A 22,988-nucleotide genomic window follows, 5' to 3' on the forward strand; every position below is an offset into this window, starting at 1 on the left:
CTATGGCACGACACACCGGAGTTCGGCGGGGAGATACTCGCCGACGCTCGCCAGCAGGCCGGGCGGGTCGGTGTCCTCTGTACAGATCACACTCTGCTCGAGCAGCCCGAGTCGCTCGACGGTGACGTAGTCCTGTGCGTGGCCTGCACGGTTGAGCGTGGCTCGCACTTCCGCACGGGTGGCGCTGTTGACGTTGAGTCGACCGGCCCCGCGGGTCCACTCGTAGAGTCGGTCCCGTTCGGCGTCCGCGAGCCGCGATGGGGCATCGTTCCCGCCGGCGTTCGTGTCGACCTCGCCACCGTATACGAACTGCAACGGCACGTGTTGGACGAGCCCGTACCGCTCGCGGATCTGCGTCGCCGACCCGGGTCCGAGTCCGAGTTCGTCGGTCGGAATTCGAATCGCCTGCCCGGCATCGAGAACGAACCCCGCATCGTCCCACGATTCGAGGGTTCCGACGTAGCTCTCTCCGACCTCGAGACCGGGAACGATTTCGCCGAATTCCTCCCGAAGGACGTTGCGAGCGACAGTGGCATCGTCGCCCTCGATCGTCACGGATGGAAAGTCGTCGTGACGCACGCCGAGTTCGAACTCGACGTCGAGGTCGCCGATCTGGTTGTCGACCAGTGAGCGGAGGGAATCGAGCGCCCGCTCGCGAGCATCTCCCTCCACGTATAGTTTGGTTGCGAGTACGACCATCAGGCGTCGGCGTCGATGTTGAGTTCGTCCTCGAGGGCGTCGAGGCGGTCGTCCATCGAAGTGACCAGCCGGTTGTTGTCCATAGATTCGAGCGGCGATCCGCATTCGGGACATTCGAACCCGAAATCCATCGCCTCGCCGAACTCGAACCGGATCGAACAGATTTCACAGAGGTAGAACTCGTGATTTCGCTCGTACTCCCGTCGGTCCTCGAGCGCCTCGTGGAGGCGGTACATCTCCTCTTCTAAGTTCTCCGGAATGTTGTCGTACTCGAACGTCCACAGGTAGGTCAACCACCCCGAATCCTCGTCGCGCAGCCGCCGATAGCTGGCGAGATCGTTCTCGTAGAGTATAAACAGCGCCCGCCGTACGTCGTTCAACTCGAGGTCGAGTTCTTCCGCGAGCTCCTCGTCGGTTACCTCCCCGTCCGGGGGTGCCGCCGCGACGGGCATCCCCTTGGGACCGACCAGCTCGTGCAAATATTTCTGGATCACCGGGTCCTCGAGCAGGTCCTCAAAAGCCATTACCTATCTATAACGCCATCCGGCCATTAAATCTTGTCAACTGTCCGCGGTAGCGCGGGACTCGGCAGCGACCTCGGTCACTACCGTCACCGTCCTCAGAACCAGAATGGGTCTGTACCGAGCAAGACAGTGACTCGTGACGATCCGATGGAACGGTGGTTCCAACTGTAAATACGAACACCGCTTTCGATTCGAGTGGCGGGCTGTTCAGCGACGAAGTACCGGATCCGACTGCCGTCGAGCACGGCACTCCGGAACGTCCATATTGAACATCGTGGCCAATCCAAAATTTTTAATAATTATATACATAGTTTACGGACGGTGCTTGTGAATGACAAACCCTAACACACTACCATCATCAATGGAATCGAAGGCGGACTCAATCGCGGGCCACTCGGCGGCCGACGACAGCGGGGGCAACGGCCCCGCACGACGGAAGGTCCTGAAGCTCGCCGGAACGACCGTGGCAGCGACGACCGGTATCGCGGCGTTCTCCGGGAACGCGGCGGCGCTCAGCTGCGGCGACTACCTCGACGCTTGGACCGGCTACCCCCACCTGTACTACGGACGCCTCAACAGCGTTCGGGGCGGGATGACCTACCGTCTCGTGAATTCGGACTACCCGGACAAAGTGATGAGCGTCGAAGGGGCGTCCACCGACAACGGGGCCGACGTCCACCTCTGGGACTGGGTCGGCGGCGACAACCAGAAGTGGCAGATCGAGTGGGTCGGTGATGGCTGGCGGTTGACCGCCCAGCACAGCGGAAAAGTGTTGGATGTGGAAGCCGCCTCCCAGAACGACGGCGCGAACGTCCACCAGTGGGAGTGGTTGGACAACGACAACCAGAAGTTCGACATCGTCCTCACGGACGGCAACGGTGACCTCAGACTCGAAGCCCAACACAGCGGCAAGGTGGTCGATGCCGACAACTACGAAGGCGATAACGGCACCAAAATCTTCCAGTGGGACTGGTGGGGCGGCGAGAACCAGCAGTGGACTCCCGAGTTCGTCGACAACGACGGGACGTTGGTCATCTTCACGCACGGGTGGCTCGAGGAAATCGGCGGCACTGCCCAGGACCAGGCCTACACGGCAGAGGACGCCCTCAGGAACGAGGGCGTGAACGTCCCCGTCATCGGCAACAAGTACGATTCCAAGACATTGAACTGGTGGGGTGCCAAGGACGAGGCCAAGAACGCCGGGAACTACTTCGGCGACTGGCTCTCGGGGTTCATCGACCGGAACCCGAACGTGACGATTCGTGTCATGGGCCACTCCCTGGGTGCGATGATGACGCTAACGGCGCTGAATCGGCTGGCCGATCACGGGAAGCGAATCGCCACCCTCGACCTGGTGGGCGGCGCGGTCGACCACGACTCCATCGAGGACACCTGGGCCGATGGCGTCCAGAACGCTGCGGGCGAAGTACACAACTACCACAGCTACAACGACGGCGTCCTCGACGTCATCTACGAGGTCGGCGAGTGGGACGATGCACTGGGGTACTCCGGTGCCGAGGGCTGGACGCCCGGCAACTACTACGATCACGACGTCTCCGACGACGTCGGCTCGCACTGTGAGTACTTCAAGCGCGACGGCTGCATGCACCACGTCGTCGCCAACTGGTGAGTCGGCAGGGGTATTCGACCGCCCGCGCGTCGCCCCGCCGGTTCTCGGCAATAGTCGTATGCTGCCCGGGTCGATACTCAGACAGTAGCGTGAGTGCGTATTGGTGCCGCAAAAATACCGTCGGGCCCCGTTTCTTCGTCAGGATAGCTTCTCGAGTCCCTCTCGCGGCACACGCTGTCGTTGGTTACTGACTCGCGGTCTCGTAGCGAGCGCTCCGCTTCGAACGATGCTTCCCAGCAGTCGCTACAATCGAAGCGAACGGTCGGTCGTAACGACAATCTCTTGCTTGGCTGACGTACGTCGAGCGCAACGAACAGTTCTACGAGGTCGACCAGGCGATGATCGCGGAGGGAACCGTCTCCGGCCCCGAGTACGAACTCTCTCGTGACCGCGAGATGGACACCCATATTTCGTCGACCGACCTCCCGCGTCACGACCAGTACCGAATCAACGAAGCAGTCGATTTCGACGTCGAGAATCTCGGGAAATATCGTTTTCGGTACCGTTTGTCGCCGGCTATCTCGATTCCGACGACCAGGTCGATCGGTCCTCGCCGCGGGCGTCGACGAGTCTGCTCTCGAGGCCCATGAGGATGTCGCCAAACTTGAACATGTCGGTGAGGGGACAGAGAGCGCACAGCGGTTCCGTTACACGGCTGCACTCGTCGCCGAGGGCGCCGACACGTTCGCCGATCACGTTCTCGAACGGCGCGGGGCAGAGTCGTTCGATCCGAGCGATGACGTGCGAATGCGTCTCGAGGAAGCGAGGGAGAACGAGGGCCACTTGAGCATCTGTGATCACGACGTAAACGACGAGGATGTAGACGAGGAAACGGTCGAGCAACGGCGGGAGACGGCCGACGAACTCGAGGCCACGCTCGACTCCCTCGAGGCGGAGGCCGAACACGACGAAGGCACTCCCGAACCGGCGGGGGTACGTCCGGACGGCTCTTCGCGAGCAAACGAGCCGGAACGCCCCTCTCCGCGGCCGATCGACGGCCTGACTCGCTACGCCGCGTCAGATCCGGAGTCTTCGTCGATCGATTCGACCCGCTTGCCGGTCTCCATCGGGATCACGCGTCGATCGGCGTCAGCCCAGTCGCGGTCGAGTTCTCGTCCCTCGAACAACCGGTCGAGAAAGACGGCGAGTCCCGCGACTTCGGAGTGCGGTTGGTTCGTGACGCCGACGTTCCAGTCAGCTTCCTCGTAGACGTCGAACGAGACCTTCTCGGAGCCGACGACCAGCAACAGCGCGTCGCCGTCGGACGTGTGGGCCGTCCGAATGTCGGCTTCGACGTCCTGAATGCGTTCGCCGTACATCGTGAGGTGGACGATCCGCCCCTCCCAGTTGCGGATGACGCCGTGGGGTGAGTCGGTACATTCGGCCGCGAACGGGCCGCCGAACCGGTCGGTGATGTCCGTCACCGTCTCGAGGGACTGACCGGCGTTGTCGGGAAAGAGGACGCGGTCGGCACCGAGCGCCCGGGCGGTCAGGCCGACGTGTGTGGTCATCCGTTCGTCCCGACCGGGTCGGTGGCCGAGCCGGAGGACGGCCACCTCGCTATCGTCGTGCATGCTCGAATCCACTCTCGCGCGGGGTTAGGGGGTTTCGTTTTCCGCTCATTTCACCGCGAACGCGAGTTTCGTCTTCCGACCGATTCCCCGCGAAGGCATCCCGTCGGTAGGAGTCTCAGCGAAACGAGACAGACCGCCACGGCGAGCACGGGCACGGTCAGCGTCCATACTGCGGGCCGTTTCCGGCGGTGCTGGTGCGATCGGATCGGCCGACCGTTATTCGCCGGTCGGGGAATTCGACGGTCGCGGAACACCGACGACGGGGAAATAGTTCTTGCAGCGGATGGCCGATGGTCCACGCCAGACCGGTTGAAATGCACCGACGAGGCAGGGCAGTCCGTCTCCTCGTGAGCTGAAACGACCAAGTCGCAGACGCATTGAGGCATCGATTACGAAGGTGGCCGACGAAACACACCGAACGATAATAGCTCGAGCGGAGTGAGACACCGTATGGAGAAGACGAACGAATCGACCGTTGAATGGACGGAGTACGACCGCGAGGAGACGTCATTCCGTAGAAAGGAACTCTCGAGCGCTGTCGACGCCACCGACCTCGGGTGCAGCCTCTACGAACTCCCGCCGGGGATGCGGTCGTGGCCCTATCACTATCACACGGCGAACGAGGAGGCGATCTACGTGCTCTCGGGCGACGGGCAACTCGAAACCGAGGACGGTCTCGTGACGTTGACGACGGGCGACTACGTAACCTTGCCGGCCGACGAGAGCGGCGGCCACCGGATCGTCAACGACGCCGACGAGATGCTTCGGTATCTGGCGCTGTCGACGATGAACGAACCAGACGTCACTGTGTACCCCGAGATGGACAAATTCGGCGTCTTCGTCGGCTCGCCACCGGGCGGCCGCGACGAACGGACCTTCCACGGCTATTACAACATCGACGACGAGACGGCGTACTGGGACGAGTAGTCGAGAAGTGAGGACAGAACGCGCTCGAGCGTGCATCCCGGAGCGCGCCTCCGACAGGCTTTTTCGAGCCCCTGCGAAAGACTCACACAATGTCTGATTTCAGGAGGCGGGTGACGGTTCGATGACGGGAGTTCGCGAGTGGCTCGAGACAGCACGCGAAGAGCGGTGGGGGATACTGACCGATCTGGCGTTCGCGGTCGTCTGGGTGACGACGGTCGATCTCGTCTTCCGCGTCCTCGACGGCCCGACCTGGGCGTATTACATGTTCATGCTCGCGGGAATCGCCGCCTATTTCGGACTCATCTGGAGCTTCAAACTCGCGACCGCCCAGCAGGAACAGTGAACCGCCTCGGAGCCACGCAATTCGAGATGCGGAGCGTCTCGTCATCACGCGAGACCGTCGGTCTCGCGGGCTTCGCGGAACGTCGCTCCGCTTCGTCCCGAAAATATCTGATTTTCGAACGTCCCCGAGACACTCGGCCTGCTCTGCATGTAGACCAGCACCGCCCGTCGACCGGGCTGGCGCTCGACGGGTGACCGTCGCAAAAAATTCGAACCGCTGCCAGCGATCCGCTAGTCGTTCTCGACGTCGACTACGAGAACTGGCACGTGCGTCGATCGGAGCGTCCGTTCGGTGACGCTTCCGAGCAACGCTCGTCTGATCCCCGAGCGGCCGTGCGACCCCATTACGACGAGGTCGATATCGTTGTCCTCGATGTAGTTCGCGATCAGCGAGTGGGGTTTGCCCGCCGAAACGTGCTCGACGGTCTCGAGGTCACGTTCTCGGGCGCGGTCGGTGACGTAACCGGTCGCCCGATCGGCGTGTTCGCGGACCTCCTCCATTTCACCGTATTGCCCCTGTTCGATGCGGTCGAGTTGTTCGCCGCCGAGGGTGAGACTCATCGAGTCCGTGTCGACCACGTACAGGGCGTGAACGGTCGCCCCGTACTGATCGGCGAGATCGAGCGCGTGGTCGACGGCCGCCTCGGCCGTTTCGCTGCCGTCCGTGGGAACGAGTATCTGTGTGTACATTGTCAGTCATCCGAGGGGGTCTGGCCCCCGTCGGTAACGACGTCTTCGGCGGTCTGCTGGCGAGTCATCGGTTCGGGACTGTGACACTGACGGACGATCCGTTTCGTCTCCATGTCCGGCTCGGCGGTCACCATCGAGACGACGATAGTGACGGCGAAGACGATCGGGACGGCGATCAGCGCGGAACCGATTGCGGGCATCCACTGTGCGAGCGCCGACACGTACGGCTCGCCGTTACCGATGTACGTCGGGAGGACTTCGTTAATCATCGAGATGCCCCAGATTCCGAGTCCAGTGAGCATCCCGGCCAGCGCCCCGAGACGGTTCGTGTTCTCCCACCACATGCCGAGGAAGAACATCGGAAACAGCACGGAGCCGGCGAGCGAGAACGCGTACGCGACCAGTGCGGCGATGGGTGCTGCGGGGTTCAGCGCGGCGACCGTCGTCAGCACGCCGAGCGCGACAATGCTCAGACGACCGACCAGCACCTGCTGGCGCTGGGTCGCGTCGGGGTTGACGATGTTCGTGTAGATGTCGTGCGAGATGGCCGACGAGCCCGCGATGAACAGGCCGGCGACCGTCGCGATCGCCGCGGCGATACCGCCGGCCGCGACGAGGCCGACGAACCACTGTGGAAGCTCCGCCAACTGCGCCGCGAGGACGACGATGACGTCACCGGCTGCGCTGCTCATCCCGGGGTCGCCGTAGACCGCACCGACGTTCTCCGAGAAGAGGTCGGTGCCGAACGCGGCGAACGCGGGGGCGCTCCAGTATAGCAGGCAGATGAAGAACAGCCCCCAGACCGTCGACCATCGGGCGGTTCGTTCGCTCTCGACCGTGTAGAATCGAACCAGCACGTGCGGGAGCCCGCACGTCCCGACGATCAGCGAGAAACACGTCGCGATCCACAGGTAGTAGCTCCCGCTGACGAACGGCTCGCTGAACTCGCTCCCGAGTTCGCTGATCAGCATTCCGTACTCAACTTGGGGAAGCAGCGTCGAGTACCCTTGCGTGAAGCCGACGACGTAGAGGCCGAGGACGAACGCGGAGATGAGGATGACGTACTGCACGGCCATGTTCTTGGTCGCGCCCAGCATGCCCGAGATGGTGAGATAGCCGACTGTGATGGCCATCATGAACACGACCATCGACTGGTAGCCGGTCAGCCCCGGCAGGCCGATGTCGCCGAAGATGTACAGCCCGACCAGCCCCATGCCGCGGGCCTGGCCGATGGCGTAGACGAACCCGATGAGGAACGTCGTCACGGCCGCGATCGCGCGTGCAGCGTCCGAATTGAAGCGGTCGCCGACGAAGTCCGGCGCGGTGTACTTGCCGAACCGGCGCAACTGCGCGGCCATGAAGATTAACAGGATGAAATACCCGGTCGTCCAGCCGACGACGAACGCCAGGCCGTAGAAGCCCGACAGCGCGATCAGCGCCGCCATCCCGAGGTAGGACGCGGCCGACATCCAGTTGGAACCGATCGCCATCCCGTTTTCGATGTTCCCGATCGATCGGCCGGCGACCCACATATTCTCGGTATCGGCCACGCGGAAGACGACGCCGATGGCGAGGAATAGCAACAGCATCCCAAGAACCAGGATGGCCGGCCCCAATTTGAACGAGACGTTCAGCCCCTCTGGAAGGAGCCCGCTCTGCAGGACGACGCTTGCAACCCCCGTCATTCGTTCTCACCCCCGTCGGTCACTGCGGGTTCTCCGCCGTGACCGGTTTCCTCGGTCGCCGTCTGCTCGATACCGTACTTCCGGTCCAGTGCGTCCCGCTTGCGCGCGTACCAGAACGAGAGGATCAGCGCGCCGGTCGGAGCGCCGATGGCGACGAGCAAGTAGTGCAGCGGAAAGCCGATCACCGGGATCTGACTCGTCATGACGCCAGGCGCTAGCCGCGTCAGCGTCACTGGCCCGAAAACGATGACGAACCAGATCGCAAAGCCCGTCCAGACCACGCGCAGGTGATCACGCATGAACAGCGTACTCGGCTTCAAGAGGTTTACTTCCGCGTTGAGATAGTCCGTGTTTTGGTGGGCCTGACCGGGTTGCCCGGCGACACCACCGTCGGTTGCGGTCCGTTTCTCGGTCGAATTTTGGTTGTTATTATCTGGCATGTTGACGTGAATTGTGTTGTTTGGTTCGTGTCTTCTCGAAAATCTGATCGTGGTCAGTCGCTCGACACCTGATCAGCGATATCGTCGACGACCTCCGGATTGCGCAGCGTCGACGTGTTGCCGAGGTCGTTCCCGCTTGCGATGTCCTCGAGCAGACGGCGCATGATCTTGCCCGAGCGCGTCTTGGGGAGCTCGGGCGTGAAGATCACGTCTTCCGGCTTCGCGATCGGTCCGATGGAGTCGAGGACACCGTCGACGACGCGCTCCTGGAGATCGTCGGTGGGTTCGTAGCCATCTTCGGGGATGGCGTAGACGTAGACGGCTTCGCCTTTGACCTCGTGTTCGCCGCCGACGACGGCGGCTTCGGCGACTCCTTCGACCCCGACGACGGCTGATTCGATCTCCATCGTCCCGAGGCGGTGGCCGGAGACATTGATCACGTCGTCGACCCGCCCGAGAATTGTAATGTACCCATCGTCGTCGATCTTCGCGCCGTCCTCGGGGAAGTAGACCCACTTGTCGGCCTCTTCATCGGAGTACTCCTGCCAGTACTCGTTTATGAACCGCTCGTCGTTGTTGTACAGCGTTCGGAGCATGCCGGGCCACGGATTGTTGACCGTGACGTAGCCGGCCTGGCCGGCCTCGACTTCTTCGCCCTGCGCGTCGACGACACGGGCGTCTATACCCGGTAACGGCGGACCGGCCGAACCCGGCTTCATGATGTTGACTCCCGGCAGCGTCGTGATCATCATGCCGCCGGTTTCCGTCTGCCACCAGGTGTCGACGATCGGACACGCTTCGTCGCCGATGTTGGTGTAATACCACTTCCACGCGCGTGGGTTGATCGGCTCACCGACCGTCCCGAGCAAGCGGAGACTCGAGAGGTCGTGCTGGTCGGGGTACTCCGAGCCCCACTTCATGAACGCGCGGATGGCCGTCGGCGCGGTGTAGAAGATGTCGACTTCGTTTCTCTCGACGATTTCCCACAGCCGGTCCTTGTCAGGGTAGTCGGGCGTCCCCTCGTACATCACTGTCGTCGTTCCGAGCGCCATCGGCCCGTAGACGATGTACGAGTGGCCCGTAATCCAGCCGATGTCGGCCGAACACCAGTACGTGTCGTCGGCCTCGATATCCAGGACGGCGTGGCTCGTCCAGGCAGTGTACGCCAGGTAGCCGCCGGTCGTGTGTTTGACTCCCTTCGGCTGGCCGGTCGTTCCCGACGTGTACATCAGGAACAGCATATCCTCGGCGTCCCGCGAGACCGGCTCGACCGACGAGCCCTCGTGGTCGGCCACCAGTTCGTCGTAATCGTGCTGGTTGTCCCCGAGGTCGTGCTTCAGGTCGTCGCCCAGCCGGTCGACGACCACGACGTCCGACACCTCGTGGTCGACGCCCTCGAGTCCCTCGTTCGTTTTGGAGATGTGGTCGAGCGCGTCGCCGCGGCGATAGTACCCGTCGCAGGTGACCAGATACTCGCTGTCGGCCGAGTTCATCCGCGTTGCGAGCGCGTCGGCCGAAAAGCCAGCGAAGACGACGCTGTGCGGTGCGCCGATGCGGGCGCAGGCGAGCATCGCGATCGGCAGTTCTGGAATCATCGGCATGTACAGCGTGACGACGTCGTCTTCGTCGACCCCCAGATTCCGGAGCGTCGCGGCGAAGTCCCCGACCTCGTCCAACAACTCCGCGTAACTGTACGTTCGCGTTTCGCCGAGTTCACCTTCCCATTCGATCGCCGTACTGTCACCGGCTCCGTCCTCTACGTGCCGGTCGAGACAGTTGTACGACGCGTTGAGCCTCCCACCGGTGAACCACTCGTAGAACGGAGCGTTTCCGTCCTCGAGGACGGTATCGTACTCGTCGTCCCACGAGAGGAGGTCGGCAGCATGCTCCCAACACTCCGGCCAGTTCTCCTCGAACTCGTCGTAGATCCCCGGATCCGTGACGTTTGCCTGCTCGACGAACGACTCGGGAGGCTCGAAGGCCTCCTGTTCTTCGAGTCGCGCCTCGAGACTGGCGTCGTCCTGTGACATGGTACGTACCACCAGTCAACAAGGATCATAGTAAAGCCAACCTCTAGCTGTGCAAAATCGATCCGATTCACGCGGCTTTTCATAACAGATAATGAATATATTCAACCCTGATATACATATTTTCCTGTTAATATATATTAAAAACAATCACTTTCACCGAAGATTTCGTCGCGATAGATCCAGCTCTTCTCGCACGGAGAAGAGAATTAGGAGGGACATCTAGAGACCTAGTATTGGTTCGGTCCGGAACCGTTCTTTCACGGTCGCCGCTCGATCATCTCTGCTCGGAACCCGATAGCTGTAAGTACCGTGTCACTGTGAGTGATCCGGTTCATCGAAGAACGTCCGAAGCAATTCGTGTTGCCCCTTTCGCAAGTGGTTGTGCAACGTCGGCGATGAAACCCCCATCGCGTCGGCGACTTCCTCGGCTGTACTCTCTCGTGGCCAGTCGTAGTAGCCGCCGAAATAGGCTGCCCGGAGCGCCGCCTCCTGGCGGTCGGTCAACCGATCCTCGAGGCCTTCGCGGAATTCGCGTGCGGTCTGGACGGCCCGTTCGACGTCGCGTTTGCCGACCAATTTCGAGTCGGGGAACGCAGCGCGGAGACCGTCGACGAGGGTCCGGAGGTCAGCGTCGGCCGCACAGTCACCTATGATGGTCGCCACCCCGTCTTCGAAAACTGCCTCGTGGATCGTGACGCCGTACTCGCTGAGCGTGACGACCGGACAGGATCCCTCGATGACGAACTCGACGCGACAGCCGTCCTCGTTGGTCTCGACGAGTCGCCGGTCCACGATTCCCGGTTCGTCTTCGGCCAGTTCGAAGACGTCCTCCGGCGACGCCCCCTCGAGACGCACGTAGTAGAGCTGGGTCGATTCCCCGAGCGGGACCAGCGAGTCGAGTTCGAACCGGCAGTCGAGCCGCCGCGATGCCACGACGAAGAAGGAGCGATCGTCGCGACAGGTAATCTCGAGTTCGGTCACTCGATCCGATAGCAAGAGGTTCCGCCGGCGAACTGCCGCGATGGCGTAGCCAATCTGGTTGCCGATCGTCTCGAGCCACTCGCGCTCGTCGTCTTCGAACGCCCCACGGCGGTCGGTCGCGACCGAGAGCGTCCCGTAGACGGTATCGCCGGAGGCAAGGGACACTCGCGCGAGGGCCCCCTCGAACTCGTCGCCGTCGATCGTCGCCGTGACGTCCCCCGTGACGGTGACCCCCTGGCCTCGCCGTTCGCCGACGTCCGACATCGGGTGGTCCTTGATCGGGTTTCCTGCGCGAGGCTCACCGTCACCGCTCGGGGTTCGCTCGAGCGGATCGGCGTCGACGGACGGGGCACCCTCACCCCACTCGTCGGGAACCACTTGCTCGACAGCGTTCGGCTCGATCCCGCTGGATGCCCGCCACTCCCGGCCCTGATCCACCACTGTCGCCCGGTCGATCCAGGCGAAGTTGTATGTCCGTCCGTCGACGAGCGCTGTACACGTCTTCGTCTCGATTTCTTCGTGATCGTTCGATTCGAGCAAGGCGCGAGTGACGTTTCGGTGGCACCGGGCGACCGCGTACCGGTCCGCGAGTTCGTCACGACGCTCGCGCGCGGCCTCGAGTTCTTCGTGAGCGGCCGTGACGTCGCGCACGAAGACGGCGAAGCCGCGGTGACGGCCTCGGTCGTCCCGAAGCAGCGAAATGACTTCGGTCGCACGAAACAGCGAGCCGTCCTTGTGGACGCGCCAACCGTTGGTTTCGGTGCCGGACTCTTCGAGGGCCGCCGAGAGGGCCCGTTCTGGCTCACCCTCGGTCACCTCGTCCTCGGGATAAAACGCAGAGACGTGCGTGCCGACGATTTCCCCGGCACGATAGCCGAACATCGCGGCCGCGCTGCGGTTCCAGCGCTCGACGTAGCCGTCTGGATCGAGACGTACGAGCGCGTACCGGTCGCTGGCAGCGAGCAACAGACGGACGACGCTATCGTCGCTCACCGCGGGACCGGACCACGGCTCCCCGGAGCGGGGTCTAGAGGGGCGTTCCACGGCGCCGAAGGCGTCGACGATCTCGGTATCCGTCGGGTCCGCCAGATAGGCCTCGAGGGCTTCGAAGCTCCGCCAGCCACCCGATGCCTTGACGACACGGGGGTTGACGTCGTGTTCGACCAGCGCCCTGTGAGCGAAATACTGCCGGAGATCGCTGGTGGAAACGTCGGTGAGACTCGGATCGTCGAACAGGTCGCTCGCCCGATCGGCGACGTCCGAGACGAGCATCTGGAGCCGACGAGGCGTAACGGTGAAAATCGGGTCGTCGGGCGAGAGGTCGTTGCTACGGGCGTACCGCCGGAGTTCTCGTTCGACGTGGGTCGGCAAATACGCAGTCCGGTCTCGTCCGCCGTCACCGTCCGGAACCCGGACCAGATATCGGGGCGGGTCGATGCGAACCTGCTCTACGTCGTCGACCGTGAGTCGCGTTAGTTCGGGTGGTCGGAGCCCTACATTCGCACAGAGTCGAAGCACCAGCGCCTCGCGGTAGGTCTCGGCGGCGTCGAGGAACGATTGGTATTCCCGTTGCGTCAGCACTGACGCGTCAGCCCCCTCGAGGCTCATGGTTCGCTCATTCTGAAGAGGCGAACATAACTGTATCGACTCAAGGCCGGTTCTATCACAATTCGACGGTTTGAACGCTGACCGGACGCGAAAGGTTCGCTTCGCAATAATTGATTGGGCGAAATCAGCTTCTCCGGCCGCCGCCGTCGGCTTCGATTTCGGCCTGAATTTCGCCGACGATTTCGGGATTACGGAGCGCACTCGTATCGCCGAGTTCCTCCCCGTTGGCGACGTCCTCGAGCAGACGGCGCATGATCTTGCCCGAGCGCGTCTTGGGGAGTTCCGGCGTGAAGACCACTGCTTCGGGTCTCGCGATCGATCCGATCGCCGACTCGATATTTTCGAAAATAGCTCGTCGAACGGCCGCATTTGCGTCGCGGTTGCGCTCCGTACTCACGTACGCGTAAACTTCGGTGTCACCGGTCTCGTTCGAACGGCCGACGACCGCTGCCTCGGCGATGCCATCGACGTCGGCGATCGCACTCTCGATTTCCATCGTTCCCAGGCGATGGCCGGAGACGGTAATCACGTCATCGACCCGCCCGAGGACGGTGATGTAGCCGTCCTCGTCGATCCTGGCCGTATCGCCGCTGAAATAGCGCCACTCTCCGGTGTCGGGGTCGGAGAACCGCCGCCAGTACTCCGCGACGAACTGCTCGTCGGTATCGTACAGCGTTCTGGCCATCCCCGGCCACGGACGGGTAATGGTGAGATAACCCGCCTCCCCTGGCGCGACCTCGTCGCCGGCCTGGTCGACTATCTGGACGTCGATTCCTGGCAAGGCCGGACCGGCGGATCCGGGCTTCATGTCGTCGATCCCTGGCAACGTCGAGATTGCCACCGCCCCGGTCTCGGTTTGCCACCAGGTATCGACCACGGGACAGTCGCCGCCGCCGACGGTGTCGCGGTACCAGTTCCAAGGACGGGGGCTGATCGGCTCACCGACCGTCCCGAGCAAGCGGAGACTCGAGAGATCGTGCTGGTCGGGGTACTCCGAGCCCCACTTCATGAACGCGCGGATGGCCGTCGGCGCGGTGTAGAAGATATCGACGGCGTTCCGGTCGACGATCTCCCAGAGCCGATCTCGGTCCGGATAGTCGGGCGTTCCCTCGTACATCACAGTCGTCGTTCCGAGAGTGAGCGGGCCGTACACGATGTACGAGTGGCCGGTGATCCAGCCGATGTCGGCAGCACACCAGTACGTGTCGGCAGGTTTCACGTCGAGTACGGCGTGACTCGTCCACGCGACGTGGGCGAGATAGCCGCCGGTCGCATGGACGACGCCCTTCGGCTCGCCTGTCGTCCCCGATGTGTACATTAGAAACAGCATGTCCTCCGCCTCGCGGGAGACCGGCTCGACGGTTTCGCTCGCGAACTCGTCGCGAAGCTCGTGGTAGTCCCACTCGTCCTCACCGAGGACGTGGGGCAGGTCGTCGCCGAGCCGATCGACAACGACCGTCTGGACGTTCTGCTCGAGGCCGATTCGGGCGTTGTCGGCCTTGCTCTTCTGGTTGAAGGCGTCACCACGGCGGTAATAGCCGTCGCAGGTGACGAGGTACTCGCTGTCAGCGGCTTCCATTCGGGTCGCGAGTGCGTCGGCGGAGAGCCCGGCGAAGACGACGCTGTGCGGTGCGCCGATGCGGGCGCAGGCGAGCATCGCGATCGGTAGTTCCGGGATCATCGGCAGGTAGACCGTGACGACGTCGTCTTCCTCGACGCCGAGTTCCCGCAGGGCTGCCGCGAATTCGTTCACCTCGACGTACAGATCCCGATAGGTGTAGGTCCGGCGCTCGCCTTGCTTTCCCTCCCAGCGGATGGCGGCGTGGTTCTTCCGGCCCGCCTCGAGGTGGCGGTCCAGACAGTTGTACGCCGCGTTCAGCCGGCCATCGGGGAACCACCGGTAAAAGGGCGGGTCCTCGTCCTCGAGGACGGTTTCGTACTCGTCGTCCCACGAGAGGAGGTCGGCCGCTCGTTCCCAGCACGCCGGCCTGTTCTCTTCGAACGCCTCGTAAATGCCCGGATCCGATACGTTCGCCTGCTCGACGAACGATTGTGGTGGGCTGTGGGTGGTGCCCGTCGATCGTGTGGTATCTTGGTCCCACCCGTTCCGATCGTCCATATCTCGTGCGAACCGTAGTTGGTCAAAGGAATAAGCGTTCCTCCAAATCGCCATGCCGTGTGCAATTCGTGATCACCATGCACGCACAATAGGCAAGCCGTCCCCGTCCAACGCGAGTGATTCCGCCAGTCGCCCACACCGTTAGAGTTCGGTTTGCGTCGAATCGATATCGGTCAGCTCCGCCGGGTCGACGTCGTTGCCCGGTTCGCGAACCACGTAGACGTCGTAGCGCTGGTCGTTCGCGACGGGGCTCCCGACGCTCGACTGGGGTGCGATGACCGACCCGGCGTTTTCGGAGCCGATGAAGACGACCGACGCGTCGATTTCGCCGGCGATCCGCCGAATCTCGCGAACGACGTTCGTCGTCGAGGTCGCAGTTGGCTCCTCCGAACTCACTCGCTCGATACGAACGGTCGCCGCCGGTTCGACGTCGCTGGCGCGACGCTGCATTCCCTCGGCGATCGCTTCCGAATCGAACGGTTCGCCCTCGGTGATCCAGCCTCGGTCCCGCGCGTACCCGGCGTCGTCCGGAATGACAGTTGCCACGACGACTTCCTCGTCGAGTAAGTCGCCGAACGTCGACGCCCGTTCCAGTGCTTGCGTCGCCAACTCCGAGCCGTCGAAGGGTACGAGGAGTGACATACGTCTAGCTCACACGACAGCGAAGGTAAATGTTCTCCCTCCATCACTGCCCGCCGTCCGTGCCGGCATTTTCCGTCGGTATCGCTCGTCCTGTCGCCCGTCTTCAGTCCGCTCCGGAGGACGACTCGCTCGCGTTCCCAACGACCAGAACCGTGCGATCTGCCACCCTGACGACCCGGTCCACCGTGCTACCGAGCAGGGCGCCTTTGAACGACGATCGGCCACGAGCGCCGACGACGATCACGTCGATATCCATCTCGGCGGCGTATTCGAGGATTTCCTCGTGGGGGACACCGGTTCGAATCGTCGTTTCGACGGCCACATCGGCATCCGCTGCCGCTGCCTCGAGATCCTCGAGCCAGTCCGCTGCCCGTTTCCGACGGTGTTGCTCGACCTCATCAGGATCGACGATTCCGGTGTCGTAGGCGGTCCGATCGTCGACGACGGTGATCCCGTACAGGGCTGCGTCGAATTGCCTCGCGAGTTCGACACCGTGGGTCACCGCCGTCTTCGCGGTTTCGCTCCCGTCGGTCGCGACCAGAATGGAATCGTACATGCTCGCCGGTATGGGACGCCGCGAGAAAGAACTGTGCCCCGCGTGCCCCGCTGGCGAGCGAACGGACCCGATTGCGCCCTCGAGTAGGACGCTCCCAGTGGAACGAAAGCGCCTCAGCGGGGGTCGTTGATCGTGGCCACGTTGTCCGTTGCGGTCAGAACGTCCGCGCGTTCGCGGGCGCGTAACGATACACAGAACGAACAAACACAGAACGAACAAACACAGAACGAACAAACGGAACGAACAAACGGACGAAATAACGAAATCGCGTCCGTTCGGACGGTCACCTGTCGTGGCCGCTTCCGTCGTGGTCCTCGATCGCAATGCCACGGGCTGCAGTTGCCTTCACCGAGGCGACGATCGACCGACCGGACTCGAGTCCCAGTGCCTCGACGCTCCGGCGAGTGACCAGCGCCACGAGTTCCGGGACCGCTTCGTCGTCGAGATTCGATCCGTTTCCGAGCGCGACCCCCACTCGAGCGACGGCGTCACCAGCCTCGAGCCAGGTAACGGTTCCGGGGAAGCGGTTTCGGACGCTGGTCCCCCCGGCCGGTGGCGCGTCACTGGGGGAGTGAAGACTGACGGCGTCGGATCGGATCGTCACCGCGGCGGTCCGGGTGTCGGCGGGAACGACAGCGAGGATCGCCCCGGCGGCGGTCTCGACGGTCGCGAGTTCACCGTCTCGGTCGACGATCGGTCCCGAAAGGACCGTTTCGTCGACCCGGGCGACGCCCTCGTAGGCCGCGACCAGTCGGTCGAACCGCTCGAGGAGACTCCAAGCGGCCCCCGTCAGGGAACTGCCGCCCCCATCCGCCCCGCCGCGGGTGCGCTCGACCAGGGGCCCGATCGCCTCCTCGAGCGCCACCACGCGCTGCTGGAGGCGCGGATACGAGCGCTCGAGCGCCTCGGCCGCACCGGACAGCGAGCCACAATCGTCGATCGCACGAAGCATTTCGACGTCGCTGCGATCGACGATCACGTCGTCGATTCGAAGGTAGGGGTCGAACTCTTTTTCCATGGTCGTCTGGGGTCACGCGGTGAGTCCGGTCGCGGACGTGACCGATCGTATCCGGGTTCGTGTTCGGCCGGGAAGTTCGTTTGCATCGCGGCCGTCATCTCGACGGTGACAATCGGTCGCATCGTGGCCACCCCCGTGTCGAGGGCCATCGATCGCATCGCGTTTTTGAGCACCTCGACGGCGGTCTGTCGACCGGTCGAGGATCAGCCTGAGTCGTCTGTCTCCGTCGCGTTCAAAACGGTCGGTAACTCGACCACCTCCGTGGCCCACTAGCTCTCGGCATTCGGAGGCTCTTCGGTCGGGGAAATCTGAACCAGCAGGAGCGTCACCCGATCCAAAGCTATTTGTGAGGGCTCTCCATCGATATTCCCATGACGATACAACGACGACAATTCGTTGCGGCTGTGGGAACGGGTGCGGTCGCGGGTCTCGCCGGCTGTTCGTCACTGATGGGGACCAACGACGAAAAAGAGGGGGCATCAGTCGCCGGTGAAACGCTCACGCTGACGACCACGACGAGTACGTACGATACGGGACTGCTGGGCGAACTCAACGTGCCGTTCCAGGACATGTACGGCGTGACCGTCGATTCGGTCGCACAGGGCACGGGGGCAGCCCTCGAGACCGCACGGAACGGCGACTCAGACGTGGTGATGGTTCACGCGCGGTCGCTGGAGGACGAATTCATGCGCCAGGGATACGGCGTGAACCGTCGTGACCTCATGTTCAACGACTTCGTCATCGTCGGCCCGGAGAACGATCCGGCCGGTATCGAGGGCATGAGTTCGGCGGCCGACGCGTTCGCGACGATCGCGGACTCGGAAGCAACCTTCATCTCTCGAGGGGATAACTCGGGGACGCACACCAAGGAACTCATCATCTGGGAGCAAGCGGGCGTCGAACCGGGCGGCGACTGGTATCAGGAAACCGGACAGGGAATGGGAGAGGTTCTGAACATCGCCAATCAACAGAGCGGGTACACCCTCTCGGACCGGGGCACGTACCTCTCCCAGCGTTCGGAGATCGATCTCGCAATCATCGTCCAGGGACCGATCGAGGGCGGGCCGGAACTCCTCGCCAATCCGTACGGGATCCTCGCCGTCAATCCGGCGGTCCACGATAACGTCAACTACGACCTGGCGATGGCCTACATCGGGTACATCACGAGTCCACAGGCCCAGGACTTGATCGAGAACTACGAAGCGAACGGGGAGCAGTTGTTCTTCCCCCGCGCCCTCTCCGAGGAACCGGACTTCCAGCAGTACGTTCCGGAAGGCTGGAGTGGGAATACGACCGATAGCTAACTGTGCCACTCGGTACGTTTACGCCCGTCGTGACGTCGTTTTTCGTCGACTTCCCCTTCGATACGGTGTACGTTCGGAGCATTATCACGGTCTCGCTGTACGTCAGCGTAATCGCCGTCCTATTGAGCGCTAGCGTGAGCCTCCCAGTCGCCCTCCTCCTGGGATTTACCAGCTTCCCCGGAAAGCGGTTTCTCACCTCCGTTGTCAACACTGGAATGGGCTTTCCGAGCGTCGTCGTCGGGTTACTGGTCCTGTTCGTCGTCTCGAACCAGGGCCCGCTCGGCGAGTTCGAACTCGTGTTCACGAAGCAAGCGATGATCATGTCGCAGTTCGTCCTCGCGACGCCGCCGATAACGGCCATCAGCCTCGCGGCCATTTCGGGCGTCGATCGGAACGTCCGTGACGCCGCTCATGCGCTCGGCGGGACCCGCATCGACGTCGCACTTGTGACGATCAAGGAGGCACGGTACGGAATTGCGACGGCGGTCCTCGCTGGATTCGGGCGCGCGATCAGCGAAGTCGGGTCCGTTCTCATCGTCGGCGGAAACATCGCGGGCGCGGGTGGCGTTTCGAAAACCCGTACGCTGACGACCGCCATCTCGCTCGAGGCCAGGCAGGGTCGATACGAGACGGCGATGGTCCTCGGTGGGATACTGGTCGTCCTCGTCTTGCTCGTCAACGCCGTCGTCGTTCGACTCGGCGACAAGGGGGTGAAGCGGTGATGGCCCTGGACGTTCTCAGAGCGACTGATGTATCGCTCTCGTACGATCACGAACAGGTATTGCGAGGCCTCTCGCTCTCGGTCGAACCCGGCGAGGTGGTCGCCGTCATCGGTCCGTCGGGCGTCGGGAAGACGACGTTACTCCGCATCCTCGCGCTGTCGATCAGACCGGACGAGGGAGCCGTCGAACTCGAGCGGACGAACGCGTGGTCCGTCGACGATGCCGAGCGCCTGTCGATGCGCCGGCGCATCGGAATGGTGTTTCAGAACGCGAACCTGTTCGACGCATCTGTCGCACGGAACGTAGAGTACGGACTCCGAGTGCGGCGGTCCTGGTCCGAGCGTTTTCGCGACGAACTCCGGTCCGTCGTCCGCTCGAACGGCACGGTCGACGCCGTTCGCGAGTCACTCGAGGTGGTCGGACTGGCTGATAAATTCGACCAGAGCACGTCGTCGCTGTCAGGCGGAGAAGCCCAGCGCGTGTCGTTCGCTCGAGCACTGGCCTACGAACCGGACGTGCTGCTTCTCGATGAGCCCACGTCCGATCTCGACCCGCGGAACACGGCGGTTATCGAGGACGCGATAGCCGAGGCACGGACGCAGGGAATCGGGATCGTGGTCGCGACCCACGATATGCACCAGGCCGAGCGCGTCGCGGATCGCGTTGCGGTGTTGCTCGACCACCGTATCACCGAAATCGGTCCGACGGAGCGGATCTTCCAGCACCCGTCCGACGACCGCACTCGAAAGTTCATTTCGGGCGAATTAGTCTACTGAAGTATCGAGATGCGTCGGGCGGCTTCCGGTCTATCACCCCGGCCTCGAAGGGGCGAGCGGTCGTCGCCCTCGGAGACATGCTCCCGAGCCGATCAACTGTCGTCTCGTATCGGTCGAAAACGATCGTTTCGACCGTTTCGCTACGGAAATAGCTCGCTTCCCGATCGAAACGGCCAGCGGGTGCGGTTCACGACCGGGTCACCCTCGCACCAGGGTGTGACGACTTTTTTGCCACCCCGGCCGGTAGTACCTGCTATGCGTGACGAAGACGAAATTCGAGAGCAGTACGAGTTCATAAAAGAAAATCTCGAAAGTGACGAGATGCGCCACGACGGCGTCGAACGGATGTTCACGTATTATAAACGCGCTCTGGGCTGGGTGCTCGAAGAAGAGCACATTTGATCGGACCGGTAACGACCCCCTCGGACCGGTAGACCCGGGTGTAGGACGCAGGACTCGTGTCGCCGCTATGCTATCGATTGTCGTTACCTTTAAGTCCTCACAGCAGAATCTACCACGTGACGCTTCGCTTGGAGGGCCGAAGCGTCAGCGGGGACCAATTCAGGGCGGCAAGCAATCGCGTGTCATTTTCCGTCACGCGATTTGCTTTCCTGTTTCGATACTATTCATCCAAGAGTAACGACTGCTTCAGCCGGCATCGGTCACAGCCACGACCGTCCCGCGTACAGTCAATGTAATTGTACCGAAACAAAAACCACACACTGTAAACATGAACAACTCATTATGTGAGATTTAGCGTTCAATTCGTCATAGATGTTATGAGACCTTCGAACTCGAAATGAGTCGTATCGATGGTAATACCCCTGTTTCGATCGAAACAACCCGATAGCCTTATTAAAATTCGACAGTAAGTACGATTGGTACTTTCCCAATGTACGACCTGACAGGATTCCAGCGTGATTTGCTCTACGTCATCGCTGGCGAGGAGGAGCCACACGGACTGGCGATCAAAGAGGAACTCGAACAGTACTACGAAAAGGAGATCCATCACGGCCGTCTCTATCCCAACCTCGATACCCTCGTCGACAAGGGACTCGTCGAGAAAGGCCGTCGGGACCGACGAACGAACTTCTACACGCTCACCCGTCGTGGCCGCCGTGAACTCGAGGCGCGCCGGGAATGGGAGGCACAGTACGTCGATCTGTAACGGACCGCAGCGATCAGATCCATACGGTTCCGCGACTATCGGTAGATACCTCGTCATTACTTCACTGTCACGGTTCTCTCACTCTCCGCTCTGCTCTGAAACACGATCAGTGATCGCTGCGCTTCCACTCCGGTTCGACACCACAGCAGTCGAACCGATTCTCTCGAGTGACGGCTTCCCTCTCGGCGGGTTGCTTATATGCCGTCGCGGTGAATCTGCTTGAGTGAACGAGGTTGTGCTGCAGGTCTCTGATGCGCCGCTCGATGAGACGGTCGTCCGTATGGCCCTGGCCGGCGCGCTGGGCATGTTCCTCGGACTCGAGCGCGAGTGGTCACAGAAGTCCGCCGGTATCCGGACGTTCTCGCTGATCAGCCTCCTCGCGTCCGTCTTCACCGTGTTGGTCACCGAATCTGAGACCGCGATCGGGGAGAGTCTGCTCGTGCTGGGCGGCGTCCTCGTAATCGTCCAGGGCGTGTTGCTCGCAGTGCAGGGACTGCTGAGCGAGGACGACACCGGCCTCTCGCTGACGACGTCCGTTTCGATGCTCGTCGCGTACGGCGTCGGTATTCTGGTCACCGTCGGCTTCATCCTCGAGGGGGTAACCGTCGCCGTCCTCTCGTCGCTGTTGCTCGTCCTGAAACGTGAACTCCACGAGTTCGCGTGGGGACTCACCCACAAGGAGATGCGATCGACGACGGAATTCGCCATCCTGGCGTTCGTGGTCTATCCGCTGTTGCCGGCCGAAACGACGGTCGAGTTCGCCGGGCTGGCGATCCCGCTCGAGCCGAAGGTGATCTGGCTGATGGTCGTCGCCGTCGCGGGAATTGGTATCGCGAACTACGCGATCGTTACGACGTACGGCGGTCGCGGTATCGCGATCACCGGCTTCTTCGGCGGGCTCGCCTCCTCGACGGCGGTCGTCGGGACGATGCTCGATCACGTGGACCAGCGGCCGGATGCGGCGTCCTACGCCGTTGCCGCCATCTTGCTTGCGAACGCCGCTATGGCCGCCCGGAACCTCGCGATCGCGGTCGGCTTCACCGCCGGCAGTAGCTCCGCCGTCCTCGTCGAGGCAATCATCCCGCTCGGTGCCGTCATCGTCATCGCGTTCGTCGTCGCCGCGCTCACGGCCGACTGGACCGAGTCCGGCCCGATGGAACTCGAGAGCCCGTTCTCGCTGACAAACGCCCTCGCGTTCGGAGCGGTCTTCCTCGTCGTCCTGGTCTTCGGGTCGCTGGCTGAAACGTGGTTCGGGACGCTCGGCTTCTACGCGACGGCGGTCGCCAGCGGCTTCGTCTCGAGTGCAGGTGCGACGACTTCGGCCGTCGTCCTCTATCGGGGCGGTCAACTCGGTCCGGCCGAGGCGACGATTGCCATCCTCCTCGCGACGGTTTCGAGCATCGTGGTGAAAGCCCTCCTCGCGGCGACGTCGACGGACGATGGCTTCAGGAATCGGGTCGCGGCGTACAGCACGATCCTCCTGGTTGGAGGCGCGCTGGCATCGTCGATCGTCGTCGTATAACAGACAGTAACTTTACCTGAGGCGATAGAAG

General features: G+C 62.6%; 23 protein-coding genes. 9 read left to right on the forward strand and 14 right to left on the reverse strand.

The features are described from left to right. On the reverse strand, positions 1-699 hold the full coding sequence (locus NJU76_RS13535; protein WP_254529549.1) for a DUF2110 family protein: 699 nt from the start codon (positions 697-699) through the stop codon (positions 1-3). Next, entirely contained in the window at positions 699-1,223 is a 525-nt protein-coding gene (gene tfe / locus NJU76_RS13540) for a transcription factor E (RefSeq protein WP_254523249.1), read from the reverse strand. Before tfe ends, NJU76_RS13535 begins: the two co-directional genes overlap by 1 nt. 331 nt (positions 1,224-1,554) lie before the next feature. On the opposite strand from tfe, the gene NJU76_RS13545 reads away from it, so the two are divergent. Next, complete coding sequence (locus tag NJU76_RS13545; protein ID WP_254529551.1) at positions 1,555-2,853, forward strand: RICIN domain-containing protein; 1,299 nt, start codon at positions 1,555-1,557, stop codon at positions 2,851-2,853. A gap of 516 nt (positions 2,854-3,369) precedes the next feature. Here NJU76_RS13545 and NJU76_RS13550 read toward each other — a convergent pair. Continuing rightward, positions 3,370-3,759, reverse strand: coding sequence for a hypothetical protein (locus tag NJU76_RS13550; protein ID WP_254529553.1), 390 nt, complete (start codon positions 3,757-3,759; stop codon positions 3,370-3,372). Positions 3,760-3,860: 101 nt separating this feature from the next. Further along, positions 3,861-4,427, reverse strand: coding sequence for a tRNA (cytidine(56)-2'-O)-methyltransferase (locus NJU76_RS13555; protein ID WP_254529555.1), 567 nt, complete (start codon positions 4,425-4,427; stop codon positions 3,861-3,863). A gap of 450 nt (positions 4,428-4,877) precedes the next feature. On the opposite strand from NJU76_RS13555, the gene NJU76_RS13560 reads away from it, so the two are divergent. Beyond that, on the forward strand, positions 4,878-5,354 hold the full coding sequence (locus tag NJU76_RS13560) for a cupin domain-containing protein (protein ID WP_254529557.1): 477 nt from the start codon (positions 4,878-4,880) through the stop codon (positions 5,352-5,354). A 121-nt stretch (positions 5,355-5,475) separates the two neighbouring features. Continuing rightward, positions 5,476-5,697 carry a DUF8119 family protein gene (locus NJU76_RS13565; protein WP_254529559.1) on the forward strand — a complete coding sequence of 74 codons (222 nt, stop codon included), beginning with the start codon at positions 5,476-5,478 and terminating at the stop codon, positions 5,695-5,697. Positions 5,698-5,741: 44 nt separating this feature from the next. On the opposite strand, the gene NJU76_RS13570 is transcribed toward NJU76_RS13565, so the two are convergent. From NJU76_RS13570 to NJU76_RS13615, 10 genes are all read right to left on the reverse strand, one after another. Then, the gene (locus NJU76_RS13570; RefSeq protein WP_254529561.1) at positions 5,742-5,900 is read right to left on the reverse strand and encodes a hypothetical protein; all 159 of its coding nucleotides are present in this window, start codon (positions 5,898-5,900) and stop codon (positions 5,742-5,744) included. Positions 5,901-5,927: 27 nt separating this feature from the next. After that, positions 5,928-6,386 (reverse strand): universal stress protein, encoded by a 459-nt coding sequence (locus NJU76_RS13575; protein WP_254529563.1) that lies wholly within the window; start codon positions 6,384-6,386, stop codon positions 5,928-5,930. Between the two features lie 2 nt (positions 6,387-6,388). Continuing rightward, complete coding sequence (locus tag NJU76_RS13580; RefSeq protein ID WP_254529565.1) at positions 6,389-8,071, reverse strand: sodium:solute symporter family transporter; 1,683 nt, start codon at positions 8,069-8,071, stop codon at positions 6,389-6,391. After that, positions 8,068-8,511: a DUF4212 domain-containing protein gene (locus tag NJU76_RS13585; protein WP_254529567.1), complete on the reverse strand. Its 444-nt coding sequence runs from the start codon at positions 8,509-8,511 to the stop codon at positions 8,068-8,070. The genes NJU76_RS13580 and NJU76_RS13585 overlap by 4 nt, the downstream gene beginning before the upstream one ends. Positions 8,512-8,564: 53 nt before the next feature. After that, on the reverse strand, positions 8,565-10,541 hold the full coding sequence (gene acs, locus NJU76_RS13590) for an acetate--CoA ligase (protein WP_254529569.1): 1,977 nt from the start codon (positions 10,539-10,541) through the stop codon (positions 8,565-8,567). A gap of 312 nt (positions 10,542-10,853) precedes the next feature. Beyond that, positions 10,854-13,130, reverse strand: a complete 2,277-nt coding sequence (locus NJU76_RS13595) for a bacterio-opsin activator domain-containing protein (RefSeq protein WP_254529570.1) — start codon at positions 13,128-13,130, stop codon at positions 10,854-10,856. 124 nt (positions 13,131-13,254) lie between these two features. Then, complete coding sequence (gene acs, locus NJU76_RS13600; protein WP_254529572.1) at positions 13,255-15,249, reverse strand: acetate--CoA ligase; 1,995 nt, start codon at positions 15,247-15,249, stop codon at positions 13,255-13,257. Between the two features lie 141 nt (positions 15,250-15,390). Then, entirely contained in the window at positions 15,391-15,891 is a 501-nt protein-coding gene (locus NJU76_RS13605; protein WP_254529574.1) for a universal stress protein, read from the reverse strand. 103 nt (positions 15,892-15,994) lie between these two features. Continuing rightward, the gene (locus NJU76_RS13610) at positions 15,995-16,447 is read right to left on the reverse strand and encodes a universal stress protein (protein ID WP_254529576.1); all 453 of its coding nucleotides are present in this window, start codon (positions 16,445-16,447) and stop codon (positions 15,995-15,997) included. A 283-nt stretch (positions 16,448-16,730) separates the two neighbouring features. Beyond that, positions 16,731-17,465 carry a TOBE domain-containing protein gene (locus NJU76_RS13615; protein WP_254529579.1) on the reverse strand — a complete coding sequence of 245 codons (735 nt, stop codon included), beginning with the start codon at positions 17,463-17,465 and terminating at the stop codon, positions 16,731-16,733. A 371-nt stretch (positions 17,466-17,836) separates the two neighbouring features. On the opposite strand from NJU76_RS13615, the gene NJU76_RS13620 reads away from it, so the two are divergent. The 6 genes from NJU76_RS13620 to NJU76_RS13645 all read left to right on the forward strand — a co-directional run bounded on the left by NJU76_RS13620 (position 17,837) and on the right by NJU76_RS13645 (position 22,957). Then, positions 17,837-18,769 carry an ABC transporter substrate-binding protein gene (locus tag NJU76_RS13620; protein WP_254529581.1) on the forward strand — a complete coding sequence of 311 codons (933 nt, stop codon included), beginning with the start codon at positions 17,837-17,839 and terminating at the stop codon, positions 18,767-18,769. 2 nt (positions 18,770-18,771) lie between these two features. Then, positions 18,772-19,491 carry an ABC transporter permease gene (locus tag NJU76_RS13625; protein WP_254529583.1) on the forward strand — a complete coding sequence of 240 codons (720 nt, stop codon included), beginning with the start codon at positions 18,772-18,774 and terminating at the stop codon, positions 19,489-19,491. Next, positions 19,491-20,267 (forward strand): ABC transporter ATP-binding protein, encoded by a 777-nt coding sequence (locus NJU76_RS13630; protein WP_254529585.1) that lies wholly within the window; start codon positions 19,491-19,493, stop codon positions 20,265-20,267. Before NJU76_RS13625 ends, NJU76_RS13630 begins: the two co-directional genes overlap by 1 nt. Before the next feature lie 255 nt (positions 20,268-20,522). Next, positions 20,523-20,669 (forward strand): hypothetical protein, encoded by a 147-nt coding sequence (locus tag NJU76_RS13635; RefSeq protein WP_254529587.1) that lies wholly within the window; start codon positions 20,523-20,525, stop codon positions 20,667-20,669. Between the two features lie 490 nt (positions 20,670-21,159). Next, complete coding sequence (locus tag NJU76_RS13640; protein WP_008164003.1) at positions 21,160-21,435, forward strand: PadR family transcriptional regulator; 276 nt, start codon at positions 21,160-21,162, stop codon at positions 21,433-21,435. Between the two features lie 223 nt (positions 21,436-21,658). Further along, positions 21,659-22,957, forward strand: a complete 1,299-nt coding sequence (locus tag NJU76_RS13645) for an MgtC/SapB family protein (protein ID WP_254529589.1) — start codon at positions 21,659-21,661, stop codon at positions 22,955-22,957. Positions 22,958-22,988 lie beyond the last annotated feature (31 nt).

The organism is Natrinema gelatinilyticum, from assembly GCF_024266705.1.
Taxonomy (GTDB): domain Archaea; phylum Halobacteriota; class Halobacteria; order Halobacteriales; family Natrialbaceae; genus Natrinema; species Natrinema gelatinilyticum.